This is a genomic window from Dictyobacter kobayashii, assembly GCF_003967555.1.
Classification (GTDB): domain Bacteria; phylum Chloroflexota; class Ktedonobacteria; order Ktedonobacterales; family Ktedonobacteraceae; genus Dictyobacter; species Dictyobacter kobayashii.
The window spans coordinates 391,254-406,319 of record NZ_BIFS01000001.1 but is presented as its reverse complement, the minus strand read 5'-3'; the positions used below and the strand labels follow the sequence as shown (position 1 = coordinate 406,319).

The window sequence follows — 15,066 nt, the reverse complement described above, 5'->3', positions numbered from 1 at the left end:
AAAATACGTACATTACTTACTTTTAAAGCAGACTATTCAGTCTACCCCATCCCATTCTGAGGTGCAAGGATCCTGCTCTTGAAAGAAGGCAAAAAAAAGCACAAGTGCTGCGCTATTCTCCAGGGGAATGCGCAGCGCTTGTGGCTGATAGTCTTAGATGCGTTCCAGGGGCTCGAAGCCAAGGACGCGCAGAACGTTGTTCATGGTCTGGGCGGTGGCCTGAACCAGGAAGGCGCGGAAGGCTTTAACGTTCTCATCGGTCTCTCTGACGACCGCCTGTGTGTGCTCGTAGAAATCACTGAAGTGAGCGGCTAAATCGTAGACGTAGGCGGCCAGCAGGGCTGGAGCCATTTGTTCAGTATATTCGGCCAGACGTCGCGGATAGACATCGATGTGGCGCAGCAGATCCCATTCACTCTGCTCTAACTGCTCCGGCAATTGTGCGAGCCGGCTGGGAATAGTATATCCAGACTCTTGCAGGCGGCGCAGTATGTTATTGGCGCGTGCATAAGCATATTGGATATAGACGCCTGTATCGCCCTTTGGTCGTAACACTTCGTCCATATCCAGCGCAATGACTTGCTGCAAGTTGAAGCGGATCATAAAGTAACGGATGGCCGAGGACGCGAGGACGCTGGCGGTCTCCTCCGGCAAATCTTCTTTATCATCCTGCTTGCGTGCCTCTTGCATGCGCTCGATGGCGGCATTGATCAGATCGTCGGCCTTGATTTCAATGCCTTTGCGACCAGACATAGCGTAGTAATCGCGGCCATCCGAGGTATCGATGCCCAGGCGTGCAGCCGTCGAAGCGGAGAGGGTCACAACCTCGTAAGCCAGGTGCTTGGAATTATCCGCCTGTTCGGCATAACCCAGGCGGCGCAGGCTCTCATAGACGACCTGCTGTAGATAGGACTGACGTACATCGATGACATTAACCACCTTATTGGCATGCCCGAATTTGGTCGCTGGAGCTTCATCCGAGACAGCTTTAAGTTGTGCATCATTGGGGGTACGCATAGTCCATAATTTACGCCCATCGTGCTGGATACCCCAGGGCACGAAATGGAACTCGATACCCAGCTGATCGGCCAGGCCAAACTTCCATAGCTGATAAGCGATATCTTTGGCCGTATAGGTCGCGGTTCCATCGCTACGCACCAGAATCTTATCGCTGCTGCGATCACCTTCACTGGTCTGGCTATCACCCTCACCGAAGGGCAGAATCCAGCAACCCGCGGCATGGCCAGTCTCAGGTTTTTCCAGCAAGCCACGCTCTTTTAGCATCTCAAAGGTATGTTGCCACAGGCCAGCCCGTAGAATAGCGGACTCCCAGGGTAGGACGTCATAAGAGATATTGAGGCGGGACATTGTCTTCAGATGAGCCTGCACAATCTGGTGTGAAAGATCGGCGGCGATGGCTGGATAATCGGGTCCCGATTCCGGCTCGTCCCCATGTTCGATCGCGTGCAAGACCTCTTTACGCAAGCGAGCTGTCATCTGGCCCATCTCGGACTCTTTATCGTCATAGAGCTTGCTAACGGTTGTGTAGACACGTGAACAGAAGTAATCAAAGGATTCCCCCGGCAACTGTTCGTTACCGCCGGGTAGATCGATCAATCCTTGCTGGAGTAGGGTAAAGCCAACCACGACATCAGCGACCTGGACACCAGAGTCGTCGATGTAGTTATCGGCCTCAACCTGGTAGCCTTGCGAGCGCAACATACGTACAACGGTATCTCCGATGCAAGAGTTACGCAGGTGACCAACGTGTGCCGCTTTATTGCTATTAATATTCGTATGTTCAACAATAACCTTGGTCCCGATCCCGGTTTTATGCTGTCCATAGTCGGCCCCGGCTTCAAGGACACGCTCGATAATGTTTTGTCCAACCACAGGACGATTTAAACGGAAATTGAGGTAGCCCGGTTTCGTGGCTGTGATTTCCTGGATATTGGCCTCTGCGTTGGCCTGAAGAATAGCTTGTAGTCCCTCTGCAATTTTTAAAGGAGGCCGTTTGAGCTTGCCTGACCAGGCCATAACGGGAATAGAGTAATCGCCAAAGCTAGCCTGCGCTGAGAGCCGCAGGTCGATTGGTAGCTGGGTCGCATCGAACTCGATCTGTTCTTGTTGTAGAAACGTAGCGACCGCCTGTTGCATAATACCGGTAAGATATGTATGAATATCTTGCGGCGTTGTTTCAGTCATAGAATGTGCCTCGCTAAGTACTGTCATCAAACCCTCTCTTCAACCTGAATGTTGCAACTTACTATATCGTAGGTTGTGCCTATGGTCAAGCGCCTGTGCCTGTTCTTCTCCCGACAACCGTGATCTGAACTTGAAGAGGCCAATTACATTGTAACGAGATGTATGTGTCCCCGACTATAAAAACAGGAGCAGACAAGATTTTGTCTGCTCCTGTTTTTATAGTCGGGGACACAATGGTAGGGATAAGTTTTGTGCTCAGGCGTCCAATGTACTGGTATCACCGACCGGCTCACCCAACTCACGGCACGAATCACACGGCGCATGATCTTACCCGAGCGTGTCTTAGGAAGACTCGGTGTGAACTCCAACTCTTCAGGGACCGCCAGGGCACCGACCGTGGTGCGAACGTGAAGTTTGAGCTCTTTCGCCAACTCATCGGAAGGCTCAAAGCCATTTTTCAAGATCACAAACACCTTGACATGTTCACCCTTAAGCTCGTCAGGTTTCCCAATCGCGGCAACTTCAGCGACCGCTGGATGACTGACCAGGCTCGACTCGATCTCCATTGAGCCCAGGCGATGGCCACTAACCTTGATCACGTCATCGACGCGGCCCTGGACACGGATAAAGCCCTGTTTATCGATAGTGGCGGCGTCACCGGCGAAGTAGACATCGGGCAAAGTTTCCCAATAGGTCTGGTAGCGGGCGGGATCATTATAGATCGTGCGCATCTGGCTTGGCCAGGGATGGCGTATTATCAGGAAACCACCTTTACCCAGACCGACCGAATGGCTGTTTTTGTCCACCACATCAGCCTCAATTGTTGGTAGCGGTCGGGTGGCGCTACCGGGTTTCAGCGGCTGAATGATGGTTGGGCTGATCATGATTGAACCTGTTTCGGTTTGCCACCAGGTATCCATAATTGGCAACTCGTCACGTCCAATATTGTGGCGATACCACATCCAGGCCTCTGGATTAATCGGCTCACCAACTGAGCCAAGCAGGCGCAGATGAGAGAGATCATGTTTGGCAGGCCATTCCTCGCCAAAGCGCATCAGGCCACGGATGCCTGTGGGCGAGGTATAGAGGATAGTCACCTTAAAGCGCTCGGCCACACTCCACCAACGATCAGGATTTGGATAGGCTGGTGTGCCCTCAAAGAGGACGCTGGTCACGCCAGTCATCAACGGTCCATAGATGATATAGCTATGTCCGGTTACCCAACCCACATCCGCGGTACACCAGAAAATATCGTTATCCTTAATATCGAAGACGAACTTGGTCGTGGCATAAGCGCCAACCGCGTAGCCGCCATGGACATGAACGACACCTTTTGGTTTACCGGTACTGCCACTGGTATAAAGGATATAAAGCAGATCCTCACTATCCATTTGCTCACAGGGCACCACGGTATCGGCGGGAATATCGGCCAGCAGATCGTGCCAGTAGATATCACGTCCCTCTTTCATGGACACATCGAGTCCCTCGCGGTTGAAGACCACCACTTTTTCAATCGTGGGAGTCTCTGCCACGGCCTCATCGGTGATATTTTTCAATTGAATCAACTTACCACCGCGATGGTTGCCATCCGCAGTGATCACCAGTCTGGCCTGTGCATCAATGATGCGATCACGCAGTGCATTGGCGGCGAAACCACCGAAAACCACGGTATGGACCGCGCCCAGCCGTGCCACGGCCAGCACTGCAATAATCTGCTCAAGGATGGCTGGCATGTAGATAGCGACGCGATCGCCTTTCTTCAGACCCAGGTTCTGCAGACCTTTCGCCAGGCGATTGGTTTCGACATATAACTGCTCATAGGTCATTGAGCGTGTCTCGCCATTGTCGCCCTCCCAGTGAAAGGCCACCTTATTACGCACCGGCGTATCCATATGGCGGTCCAGGCAGTTATAGACAATATTGGTTTTGCCACCAACAAACCACTTAAAAAAAGGTTTGGTCGTCCACTCAAACGTTTTTTGCCATGGCTCAAACCAGTGCAGTTCTTTTGCCTGATCATCCCAGTACTCATCGCGATGCTCCAATGACCACTTATAGAATGTCTCGTAGTCATCGAAACCTTTCGATTTCATATAAGCTGTGATGTTCGCATTTTCTACCATCGCCGGGTTGGAGAAAAAATACGTTCCTCAGATAGAAATGAATCGGTGTCTTCGAAAAGATTGCTATTCATGCCGATGTATCCTCCTCAATACAAAAGGACTGTGCGGAGATTTTTCATGGCACTGTGAAACAGCTTGCTGCTAGAGCGGCATTGCTAATTGCGTTTTACAGCCAACCATAGAATTACTCCATTGTAGAACAGGTGGCGTTAAGGTTTCAATGTCCATGTCTAACATACTTTTGCTGCTTGCCTGTTGATGAGTGTCCATCGGATGGACAGGACAAGCTACACATGATATTGATGTTTCTGACTCTCCAACGGTAGTCCTATCTTATTATATGAAATGAATAAGGCTTTATAAAGAGTTTTGGGGTCCAATTTTTGCTGATTATTCAATAATTGTGGATATACGTGTCGTCTGTGGCGACCTCACCATGACTAACGGGGGAGCTTCTCGAAAAACGCTTGCGCGCACGCGAATGGCCTGGCGAGATTTAAATGCCTGTGAGTCCGTGGATGAGTAGGGCAAGAGTAAATAGTAGGATAGTTTGCCAGTAGGCACCGGTGGTCCTGATACGCAACTGCAAGTTGTCATGCTCTTCATCATTGGTTTGCTGCAGGGCAATGAGCAAGGGAAAGGTTGTCAGGATCGCAATGCCCGCGTACCAGGGGTAAATATTGAGCAGGCAATCTAATAGGATCGTCAGGGTAATGAGGCTGATCAGGGCCGCCCCAATCATGCGCAGCCGCCAGGAAGTGATTTGGTTGATCCCTATGGCAACTGTTAGATGCGTGGTGGATAAGAGGTGTGCATAGTAAAAAATGGCCGCATAGAGCCCGATTGCAGGCTAGCCAGGAGCGTGGTGCCACTGATATGTCCGCTTTGCAAGGCGTAGGCGCTGATTACGAAAAGACTCCCTGCCAGCCAGACAAGTATGATGGAGTACCAACTATTTTTATAGCGTTGATCAGGCCCGATGAGATATCTATGCAGCAACCCAAATGTGACCAGGTTTAGTAGCAACGCGAGGGTTACATAGAACCAGTTCAATACTGCCCCCTGTTGCCAGGCCAGCATGATCCCAATTATCAGCGGCGCGATCAGGCCAGGAAACAGGTATATACGCATCTGCTGAAACATCTGTAGCCATGTGCGCATATCGTACCTCATTTGCTCTGAGAACAGATAAACTCATCTCTTTCCAGGACGCTTTTAAGTATACCATTTTGGCGCCTGCGGCGGCGGGTTGGGCGTATGGAGTGTATGGTGGGCGGCCGCGCCGCCCACCATACACTCCATACAGGAAAGAATCTCCATCGTATCGCTTGCTCGTGATCTCTGGACGAATATGAAAAAGCCCTGGACCATGGATGACTTGTGCTTGACTTGGCAGCTTTTTTTGGAGTACGATAGCAGCGATTAGTAACCGTAGATACAAAAAGATCACATTTTTTATTGGGAGAGCTTAGATGCAAGAGCATGGAGTTATGCGTTGGTTGCAGCTCACTTATAAGGTACCCAGCGAGCCGTCGCAGAAACGTGTCTGGGTCTGGCGTCGGCTACAGAATTTAGGTGCTTATGCGCTGCAGAACTCTGTGTATCTATTGCCGTATTCTGAAGAGGTAGAGAAGCACTTCCGGCAATTGTCCCATGATATTCATGAAATGGGTGGCGAGGCCAGTATTTTTTCAGTTGTGGCCCTGGATGTTGCCGACGAGCAACGTATTCTCCATGCCTTATTAGATTGCCGTAATGCCGATTATAATAAAGCGGTCAAGGTATGCGCACGTTTTCTCAGTCGTGCTGTAGATCTGGTTGAGAAACAAGAGTGGAATGAACAATTGCAGGCTGAATTTTCAGATATCCTCGAAAAGGTTCACCTCTCTTTTCGTTCTGCGCGGCGCCATGATGTGTTGGGTTCATATACCGCTATCGCTCGTGCCTCAGCGGCCGAAGCTATTGCTGTTTGTGAGCAAGTTTTTCGGGTGTTGCAAGTGCGCGAATTCGCTAAAGCGCGCCGTTTGCTCGAAATGAATTATGAATGGATCTATCTACCTACTGCAGCCGAGCAAGAAACTTCACCATGTTCGGGGAGTCAGAGTCGTCAAACAGCGAGCCTATCTCTTCCTCATCATCCAAAATATAAGAATGTGTCTGATCCTTATGATTGCACCACACAAGATGAGATGTAATTTAACTGCCCCTAAAGGAATGCTCAGAAAATTGCGCAAGTTATAGCTATTTGGTCAATTTTGTTGATTCTTCCATAGCTTTTTTGGGCCGTATCATGTACACTCAAACTAACTACAACGAAACCTTTCTTTAAACCGTATATAATGTAGTTATAAAGTAGTTTAAGTAGGTCACCCTCCTACTTTTAGGATATCAGGGGAAGGACAATGCAAAGACCAGATCCAAATCATAGATCTAGTGGTGCAAAAGCTATAGCAATTGACGAGCGAGCAAAATATGTGCGCTATCGTCTCTATATGTTAATTACTCTGCTGATTTCTAGTGGTTTTGCTCTTGGCCTCCACCTTATCTTTGGACGCTAAGAAAAAAGAACAATAGCTATCAATTATGAGATGAAAAGTGCCCATCAGGGGGTATATTCCTGATGGGCACTTTTTCATCTCATAACCGATCAGGGGATGGGGTACTTGCATGTATTTCTTAAAATGAGTACAATTTAGCTATACTCGTGCGAATATTTGGCCGTGCTTTGTATGTTGTTAGATTGGTGTTATTTTGAGCTCACTGCAACCTGGAACGAAGTCATCTCTTTCAGCGCGACCAGTACGTGATACGGCTCCGCGGCGCTTGATTGTGACTGCGGGTGTGGTCGCATTTGCTGTTCGTGATTGGTCGCTCTGGCCTTGCTGCGCGTGGGGCCATGGGGACCACCAATGCGGTTAGTGCTTGGTAAAGAATCTGTGGCCGAGGCGGTGGAGAGAACATTAGACGCACTATTGCTGTGGGCGGATTCAGCGACCCTGTTACAGTTGCATTCAGGCTGGCAGGAACAGCAAGTGCAAGTCTGGGGGAGCTCAGAGCAAGGATCATCTGTTTCTTTAATTCACAGTATCCTCTTACGAGCACAGCGCGATGAATTACGTCCCAATCTGCACCTTCAGCCTGTGCCTAGCCTGCACGTAAAGTGGGTGCCAGTTGCAGATATCGAATCGGGCCAGCAGACGATGGACCCGGAAATTCAACCCAGCGTTTTATCTGCCTTACAATCGTTACGCGCCCATATTCAGCACGATCCAGAGGTGATATTGCGTTATCTGGCCGATATGCGTGTCATGAGTCCTGCCGAGCATGATCAAGAGTGGTGGCAGCAAGAGCTAAAGCCTGCCCCTCCTAACCCTCCCAGTTCTTCTAAGAGTCGTGAGACAATGCCATTGAGTGTCATAAAAGAACCTGAGGTCGGGGATGGCACATTAACGCTGGCAGAAGCGACGTTACTCTACCGGGCATTTTTTCCACCGGATGAGTCAATTGATCTTCCTGGTTTGCGCAGGCGTTTCCTGGCACCAAAAAACTGGTTGCCGTGGATGAGGAACGTATAGTGCGTGGACGTGAAAAAGTCATCTGCGCGCCCAAATCGAGCGAGCAAGGTCTATCGCTATCAACCTGATGGACAATAAACAGCGCATAAATTAATATATCTACTTAATAACTCCAGGTACAAAGTAATATAGCAAGGGGCGAGGTAGGGAGGTCTGGCCCACCTTCTCTTAAGGATACTAAAAATGTTTGTGTGGCATGCTCTTTGGGAACATTCTAGTGGTCAACTCCATATCTGGGCTGAGTCCTCTGAGTTGATTAAAAAACAATCGGCGCGAGCAAAAAAGCGAGCCAGGGAATTTTATCCCTGGCTTCATCCTTTCATGGTTCCAGGTGCTGAATTGGCGATCGTCCTGCGTCAGCAGATTCCTCGTTCTTTACTTAATCAAGGGCGCGTGAGCTCACTGTTATTGCGTTTGCCTTCGGGGGCCGAAGCTCCACTTCCCTCTCCTGAAGTCTTTGCCGAGGTATTACCAGACGAGGATATCAGCTTGCGCTCCTGGCGGGTCGAGACGCTCGCTTTTGAGCCGCGTCATGCCTTAGAGGTATTATTATCCTGGCCCCTTGCGCCTCCCGTGGGCACGTAGGAGGCAAAGATATAACATTTCTGGCATAGAATAGGTTTGTTTGCCCAATTACTGCTGGTGCATCAAAAAATTTATGCCAGCGTTTTCAGCATACCCCCCATAGTGATCATGGGGAAGCATGCTGGCAATTGGAGCTATCCGAGGATGAGCGAGGGCAGATACAACTATTTGCAGAGAATATGCCGCCAGCTTGTTGGTCGTTTCCTGTCGCCAGATGAGCAGCAACCTGTGACTTTATTACAAGATTTTATTCTGGATTTTCTGCAACGCTGTATTGATGCTTTTGTACGCGATAGCCTGGGGAAACAGGTACTTCTTTACGCGTTCGGCTGCCCCGACCCTGCCTGAGCGGTTGGTTGACTGCCCTCACTTCGTCGCATCCTACAATTGTCGAAAACGCGGATATCTTGCATTGTGTTTGCAATTAAGTTACGGTATATTAGCTTGCGCGAAATGCTTTATTGGCTGCTCTTGGTCCTGCGCAGGGTACAGGTGGAGTCAACGCACCCTGCAACGCCAATTTCAGAGCATTCCTGTTCTTGGATATGTCGCAGCCACTGAAGACCATAGCAGTGAGAGGTGGATGGTGCGCAGGTATCGAGGACCATGTGCTGGGTGGAGTTCCGGGCTTTTTGCTCACGGCGTGTCGCGACGCATTGTTGAGACCTGCCCATCAGTTCCTGTGTTATCCCGAACTCAGACATCTGTCGAGATGAGCAACTCAATACCCAGTTGCGGGTCGTCTACCGCATTTACCCATACTATCGAGTCTACATCGAACTAGAGAACTCCTTACTGTGTGCGATGCAGAAGTCTAAGGCTGCGGGACTTGTGCGCCACTGGTGTGCCGTCTGTTAGGTAGACAAGGATGGGACTCAAACTGCGCTGCCGCGACAGAGATAGACTTGTACTGGCAGATACTCGTGTCCAGCGCATATCTAACCCCTTCGCTGCGGTGAAGCTTGTTCCTTACACTTGCTCGGATGCAGTCAGTGAGCACAGTAGTGTATTAGGGGAGTGTGCCTGGGTCCTATAAACCTGTCTCCGGTTGACATGCAACCTGCTCGCACTCGGAGCTGTAATATGAGCTCAGTATCTCTAGACGCCTATGAAGATTCTACATACGATATGTCTTGGCTCAGTGAGTAGAATGTTATGGCAGAGTGGATTATGTCGTGGTTTTTTTCGAGTCATCGTTGGGCTACGCCTTGCGTAGTAGCGCTGCTGTTGGGACAAGTTATTTTACACAGATGCCAGTTTGATCTTTTATGCTCTGGCTTTCGGGGAGCGAAGTGATCGGCTTGTAGTGAAGATGTACTCCCTCTGTAGTGAACGTGCTGGGTCAATGGGTTGTAATTACGGCTGCCGAGAGATTCTAGAAGGCGCTGGCCTTTTTCTAGGCGGACGGCCAGGGAAACCGATATTATTCTGGGGAGAAGCTTGGATGTGTGCTGTCACTGACTGCAGGGAGCTATATTAGCGACGACGTGTGGGATGGCCTTTAGTTGAGATTCTACAGTGGCTCTCCTCACGTGTGCACTCGGCTACCGTGTGACTTTAGAAGTATCTTATTTGAGACGCCTGGCGGGGATAGCGTGGTTAGAGCCAGTCGTTCGTCGTTCAGCGGCGTTGCCTAAAATATATGCACCTCCTACGTCCTAGAGCGGTGTCTTTGGAGTCCTTAAAATCTGCTGCCAGCAGCTATCAGGCTTTTTATACCTCAAAGAGATTGGGCGAGTTTCGTGGCATGCCCTTTCTGCGCCAGTGCCGGCATATTTGGCGCTTTGCTCGCCTGCGGATGAGGTCATGGGAATGGGCAAAACCATCCAACTGATTGCCTATTTGCTGCATCAGCGTGAAATCGCAGCCGGGGCCCTCAAACCTAGTCTGATTATTTGTCCTATGTCCACCGGGGTTAGTAGCGAAACTGGTATCTTTGTGACTTGCTCCGCAGAGCGTCTTTGAGCACCCTCGCCTGTCCGTGATCGATTCATCATGCAGGTGAACGTTGAGCTTTGCGTGATGATAATTTACTTTCCAGGATCGGTTCCTGCATATGCAGTTGTCTTGACTCACTTATGCGACGATAGTCCTCTCGCGCTTGCCAGATGCAGCATCTGGGCGTACCGTACAATGGGACCAGCCGTTTGATAACTGGTGGATAGAGGCCCAAGAATAATTAAGAATGAGGAAGTGCCAAACAGACCCAGGCCATCAAAACCTGCAGCCAGTCCACAAATGCTATGTTACTGTATACACCGGTTGCGCGAATCGCTCTTGTCTCTGTATACAGTGTAGCCTCTTGGCCATCGATCATGTGAGATCTTATTATCTCGAATTACCTTGGTTACCGTTAGGGATCGGGAACGATTTCCGGAAACGCTTTGCCTTGCCCATCGAACTCTGATTCATGAAAGTACCGATGCGTGTTCATACAGCCTGCAGCGTTTGATTCAGCCCTTTTGGTTGCAACGGGTTCGATGTGAAAGACGGATAATGAGATCAAGTCAAATGTATGCGCGAGAGAATGTATGGAGATATTGAATCAGTACTTGTGTCAATTCTTGACTCTTGCCGAATTCAGCTTCGTCTGTACGAGAATCCCATCCAGTGCGGTGTCTCGGATCTGTGATGGACGAGAAAAGTTGCGCCTTTAGAGCTCCGGTATTTGACGCCGCATGGCCGATGTTCCTTTGTCGGGTCTTCATCTATTAGACCAACACTCACGAGCAAGCTCAAACAGGTTGTGCAATCATTCCAGATATGTTCTTGCAGTTTATGCAGCCTGATCATAGAATGAATCGCTCCTCTTAGTGAACGGCGTTCAGGGCAAGCTAGAGCGCCACTGCGAGTGTCATGCTGGTCAAGAATGTTTCGCGACCAATACGTGTCCGTAATGTGGATAATCGATGGCGACTTCATTTTCACGCAATATGCCTCAACACTGGGGGCTCTTATTGCGCTGGATTTCCGAATCCCGCTGGGTTTGCGACATTACGTTCATCTTCACCATTAGCACCAAATCAGAGCAGCGGATCTCTTTATCCAGCGCTTTCAGGAGGAGGCCACGGTGCCATTGGCCGTAGCGTGCTGTTTGCCGCTCTTCGTGCTCTCAATTCATTAGTTCGTGAATATCTTTCCCGGCTATGCTTGTATCTGACAGTCCGCCTAACCATGTTTTTTGTCAGCTTGATTACGCTGTGAGTTAATCTCCCGTCTTGAGAATCAAATCTATAGATATCAGCCTTTCTTCGGATATCTGGGCAGTCGAACATTGTGCACATGTTCGTCCATATAATGCGTCAGTGTATGGATTTATCACTGTCCAGAGCGCATCGATCATGATACTGTATCGTAGCGCAGAAACTGCTGTGTTCTGGTTGAAGAGAGTATTGTTGGCGTGCGGGAGCGTTGGCCCGAACTGCGCTGAATCAGTGTGAGTTACCATCATACCCGACCAGCTCAAAGATCTTTCTTGCTTTGGATCGGTTTGCGTCTGGGTAGGTTTGGGTCGATTACTATGATTTTGGACTATGGTATGTGATTGCATGCGGAGTGGAGCTCTCAAATGATTCCTTATTCAGAGAGGGCTATGAGATTGTATGTTTCGTGGTGTACTCTCAAGCACGCACGCAACAGAGCGGACGCGGTTGCGCATTGGCTCCAGCTGGCGACTCAGGTCGGGTCAAAACGCGCTGGGTTGCAGGTGCTGGAAGCATTAGATTGGAGAACACGTCGAGCCCTGGAAGGCTATGCACGTCAGGGCCAGCGGTACTCTGCAACTCGACATTCAAGAGGCCAGATTAATGCACAGCGTGCCTCAAGGATCTTGCGGTGAACCTTATACGATTGAGATTCAATTTGTCGCCGCTAGATGACCAGCAATTGGGAACAGATACGTGCATCACTTACTTCTCGCCTTTCCAGCCCATCTCTTGCCGCCCATCACTATTGTTCAGGCGAGATGGCCGCAGAGTTGAGGAGCGTTTATGACCCGGCCCCGGTATACCCATCGTTGTGGTTTAGCCGCAGCCTCTGACCTACAAACCAGTTGCAGTTGTCCTGACTGGGCGAATCCATGTTAAACATAGCGCGGCAGTTTTACTATATTCTGGCCGAGCAATTTGATGCCGATCCTTTTTTGATCTTTACGCTACGAGGACGTAACAAGGAGCAGGTTATTGAGGCGTTACGCAGCGAACGTGCAGCAGCACAACCTGGAGACCAGACCAGCTCCGAGGTTGTCCAGCCAGTTGTTGCCACCCTCAAGCTTGAAGACCATATCGCAACTTCTGGCAAGCGGGTCCTGCAATCGATCCTTCGGCTGGTCAACCGCACAGCCTCTGGTAGATAAAGCCTTGCTGAAGTGTCTGGGCGAATCGCCCTTCGTCATTAAAGGCCAGAACTTATCCGAACTGCTGGCGCAAGCCTATGATCAGATCCGACTAACTATTCAGGAAAGCATGGAGCACCAGGTAATGATCGTAGAATCTCAGCAGCCAGCTGAGAATGGAGAAACTTCCAAATTGTGAAGTAGTTCATAGTTATACGGTGAAATACCCCGCATACTAAAGAAAATTCATATATATATTTTTAGATTTTCTGGATTTTTCTGAACGAGACAAAAACCGTGAGTTTTGTATTATTCTTTGTAGAGATCTGAATTCAGCAACTCTTGGACATCGGGACTAAATGAATGTAGTGGAAAACGAGACTCAACTGGTCAGCGAAGCCTGCATGGATCGCTTGAGGCCTTTTGAGGCTCTGGTAAAACTGTATGAGCCGCGTATCAGACGCATGATATACGGTATGACGCAGGATGTGCAATTAACGCAGGATCTCTGCCAGGACACCTTTCTGGCAGCGTATCGTGCTTTGCCGCGTATGGAAGGCAAAGATCTGCATTTTGCCCCCTGGCTTTATCGTATTGCTTTGAATCTTGTGCGTAGCGAATGGAGACGCCACAAAAACATCAAGATGGTCCCATTTTCATCACCGCCTGGTACCGATGAGAACTCTTTTGATGAACAACAAGGAGAGGATTTTCTCGTAAGCAACGAGCATTTTGAAGAGCAGGTGATGCAGCGAGAACTGGTTCGGCGGTGCCCTGGCGCAATTGCCAGAGTCCTCAGCCATGTGCTTGCTACTAGATGCAGAGGGATTTTCCTACAATGAAATTGCTGAAGCTTTACAAGACTCACTATCTGCCGTACGTAGCCGGCTCTCACGAGCGCGGCAGGCATTTCAAACGCATATACAACCGTCTCGATCAGGAAGGAAGATGATGAAGGATAGGTATCCTGACCCACAGAATTTTCGCTACCCACCATGTTCATTGAGTGCCAGGTGTATTCAATATCTTGATGAGATTGATACACTGTATTTCCGAGCTGCTCCAGCTCGCTCTGTACCGTGTGGTGATGTATGGGAAGGAGACCAGGTAGAGCAGTTGCACGCACACCTGCTCTCTTGCAGGGTGTGTCAGATTGCGCTGGCTACTGCCCGTACACGGCGAGATCAGCAGCGTCAGGCTTTCCAGATTCTTCTGACTGAAGGCGAGGGATCGTACCTGTGCGCACTTCGACCATTATGACTACTCTGGCGTATCCTGAAGCAACTGCCGCAACGAAGCCCGCAATTGACCAGCATTTTTACTCTCATGGTCTACAGGACCGATTTTCGAGGATATTTTTTGATTTCGCTCCGCATTTTAATCTTTACCACCAAGCCAGAAAGTCACGCCAATCAAAACGTTACAAGAGGGCCCGCCTTAAAAATGGCTGGCGCTTGTGGCTCTAGACTCCCTGAGTGCGTCCCACCCGTCAATATGTGTAAGGTAGACTTTGGCGACTCCCAAGTCGCTAGGGTTTCTAGGCCGCCGGGTGCTCGTGTGACTTCACCCCATGAACTCTTAGTCAACTTACGCGGCCTTTCCAGGCCGACTTGACGGTAATCGCCTGCTCGAAAACCGCTCACGTAGCCAGACGAAATTTGTTTCGAAAGCCTCAAACAGCTCATTATTTTTGCCTACTGTGCATAAATTTAAGCTAGGTTGGCTAACGGTCGGTCAGTCCGGTGTCTTCTCTCATCCTTCAGACATGGTGCAAAGCGGTCTTGCTAGTCAGAGAATTATGATTTCCGGCATGCAGACGACAGGTGCCTCGTCCGCTCTTGTTATCTCTGTCCATTGGCAGCGGCTGTGGATGGTGTGGATCAGGTACACACGCGGTGCGATATAAAGATCCTGGAAATCTTATCCAATCTATATGGATAACAATTCGCTGCACCTAGGCAGACCAGCCTATACATGTTTCTGTACTGAGTGGTAGAATATTTACTTCAATGGACGAGGGCTTTAAACGCTGTCTGGTCGATACTGATAGACAATAATGTTTTTTTTGCCATACAGATGATGGGTTACTGCCTCTGGGAAGGGGGACATTGAACGATCCGACGTGATACGGACCCCCACAAAGGTTATGTCGCCATAACATTGCAGGCTGACACCTGACTTTATGTACTCACGACATATCTTTTATTTTACCTCTAATTATTGTGGCTGTAAGATCTGATTCCAC

The 15,066-nt window shown here is 49.5% G+C and carries 13 protein-coding genes; 9 read left to right on the top strand and 4 right to left on the bottom strand.

Going from position 1 to position 15,066, the window contains the following annotated elements:
• Positions 1–153 precede the first annotated feature (153 nt).
• From EL645_RS01730 to EL645_RS01715, 4 genes are all read right to left on the bottom strand, one after another.
• Positions 154–2,232, bottom strand: a complete 2,079-nt coding sequence (locus EL645_RS01730; RefSeq protein WP_126548447.1) for an arginine--tRNA ligase — start codon at positions 2,230–2,232, stop codon at positions 154–156.
• 116 nt (positions 2,233–2,348) lie between these two features.
• On the bottom strand, positions 2,349–4,298 hold the full coding sequence (acs, locus tag EL645_RS01725; protein WP_218031664.1) for an acetate--CoA ligase: 1,950 nt from the start codon (positions 4,296–4,298) through the stop codon (positions 2,349–2,351).
• A gap of 526 nt (positions 4,299–4,824) precedes the next feature.
• Positions 4,825–5,070 (bottom strand): hypothetical protein, encoded by a 246-nt coding sequence (locus EL645_RS01720; RefSeq protein ID WP_126548446.1) that lies wholly within the window; start codon positions 5,068–5,070, stop codon positions 4,825–4,827.
• A 44-nt stretch (positions 5,071–5,114) separates the two neighbouring features.
• The gene (locus EL645_RS01715) at positions 5,115–5,489 is read right to left on the bottom strand and encodes a hypothetical protein (protein WP_126548445.1); all 375 of its coding nucleotides are present in this window, start codon (positions 5,487–5,489) and stop codon (positions 5,115–5,117) included.
• A gap of 311 nt (positions 5,490–5,800) precedes the next feature.
• Between EL645_RS01715 and EL645_RS01710 the strand changes: the two genes are divergently transcribed.
• The 9 genes from EL645_RS01710 to EL645_RS01680 all read left to right on the top strand — a co-directional run bounded on the left by EL645_RS01710 (position 5,801) and on the right by EL645_RS01680 (position 14,081).
• A complete protein-coding gene (locus EL645_RS01710; protein WP_126548444.1) occupies positions 5,801–6,523 on the top strand; it encodes a Chromate resistance protein ChrB in 723 nt (240 codons plus the stop codon).
• Between the two features lie 714 nt (positions 6,524–7,237).
• Complete coding sequence (locus EL645_RS01705) at positions 7,238–7,903, top strand: hypothetical protein (RefSeq protein WP_126548443.1); 666 nt, start codon at positions 7,238–7,240, stop codon at positions 7,901–7,903.
• A gap of 183 nt (positions 7,904–8,086) precedes the next feature.
• Entirely contained in the window at positions 8,087–8,488 is a 402-nt protein-coding gene (locus tag EL645_RS01700) for a hypothetical protein (protein WP_126548442.1), read from the top strand.
• 144 nt (positions 8,489–8,632) lie between these two features.
• The gene (locus EL645_RS01695) at positions 8,633–8,836 is read left to right on the top strand and encodes a hypothetical protein (RefSeq protein WP_136625151.1); all 204 of its coding nucleotides are present in this window, start codon (positions 8,633–8,635) and stop codon (positions 8,834–8,836) included.
• A gap of 1,464 nt (positions 8,837–10,300) precedes the next feature.
• Positions 10,301–10,453 carry a hypothetical protein gene (locus tag EL645_RS38985; protein ID WP_161977029.1) on the top strand — a complete coding sequence of 51 codons (153 nt, stop codon included), beginning with the start codon at positions 10,301–10,303 and terminating at the stop codon, positions 10,451–10,453.
• Positions 10,454–12,566: 2,113 nt separating this feature from the next.
• A complete protein-coding gene (locus EL645_RS01690) occupies positions 12,567–12,842 on the top strand; it encodes a hypothetical protein (protein WP_126548440.1) in 276 nt (91 codons plus the stop codon).
• Positions 12,843–12,846: 4 nt separating this feature from the next.
• Positions 12,847–13,020: a hypothetical protein gene (locus EL645_RS38980; RefSeq protein ID WP_161977028.1), complete on the top strand. Its 174-nt coding sequence runs from the start codon at positions 12,847–12,849 to the stop codon at positions 13,018–13,020.
• 169 nt (positions 13,021–13,189) lie between these two features.
• Positions 13,190–13,663 (top strand): RNA polymerase sigma factor, encoded by a 474-nt coding sequence (locus tag EL645_RS01685; RefSeq protein WP_161977027.1) that lies wholly within the window; start codon positions 13,190–13,192, stop codon positions 13,661–13,663.
• Entirely contained in the window at positions 13,623–14,081 is a 459-nt protein-coding gene (locus EL645_RS01680; RefSeq protein ID WP_371865624.1) for an RNA polymerase sigma factor, read from the top strand. The genes EL645_RS01685 and EL645_RS01680 overlap by 41 nt, the downstream gene beginning before the upstream one ends.
• Positions 14,082–15,066 lie beyond the last annotated feature (985 nt).

Coding starts and splice junctions, on each gene's coding strand:
- EL645_RS01730 (WP_126548447.1), bottom strand. CDS start 2,232: ATGACAGTACTTAGCGAGGCACATTCTATGACTGAAACAACGCCGCAA.
- acs (WP_218031664.1), bottom strand. CDS start 4,298: ATGAAATCGAAAGGTTTCGATGACTACGAGACATTCTATAAGTGGTCA.
- EL645_RS01720 (WP_126548446.1), bottom strand. CDS start 5,070: ATGATTGGGGCGGCCCTGATCAGCCTCATTACCCTGACGATCCTATTA.
- EL645_RS01715 (WP_126548445.1), bottom strand. CDS start 5,489: ATGCGCACATGGCTACAGATGTTTCAGCAGATGCGTATATACCTGTTT.
- EL645_RS01710 (WP_126548444.1), top strand. CDS start 5,801: ATGCAAGAGCATGGAGTTATGCGTTGGTTGCAGCTCACTTATAAGGTA.
- EL645_RS01705 (WP_126548443.1), top strand. CDS start 7,238: ATGCGGTTAGTGCTTGGTAAAGAATCTGTGGCCGAGGCGGTGGAGAGA.
- EL645_RS01700 (WP_126548442.1), top strand. CDS start 8,087: ATGTTTGTGTGGCATGCTCTTTGGGAACATTCTAGTGGTCAACTCCAT.
- EL645_RS01695 (WP_136625151.1), top strand. CDS start 8,633: ATGAGCGAGGGCAGATACAACTATTTGCAGAGAATATGCCGCCAGCTT.
- EL645_RS38985 (WP_161977029.1), top strand. CDS start 10,301: ATGGGCAAAACCATCCAACTGATTGCCTATTTGCTGCATCAGCGTGAA.
- EL645_RS01690 (WP_126548440.1), top strand. CDS start 12,567: ATGTTAAACATAGCGCGGCAGTTTTACTATATTCTGGCCGAGCAATTT.
- EL645_RS01680 (WP_371865624.1), top strand. CDS start 13,623: ATGTGCTTGCTACTAGATGCAGAGGGATTTTCCTACAATGAAATTGCT.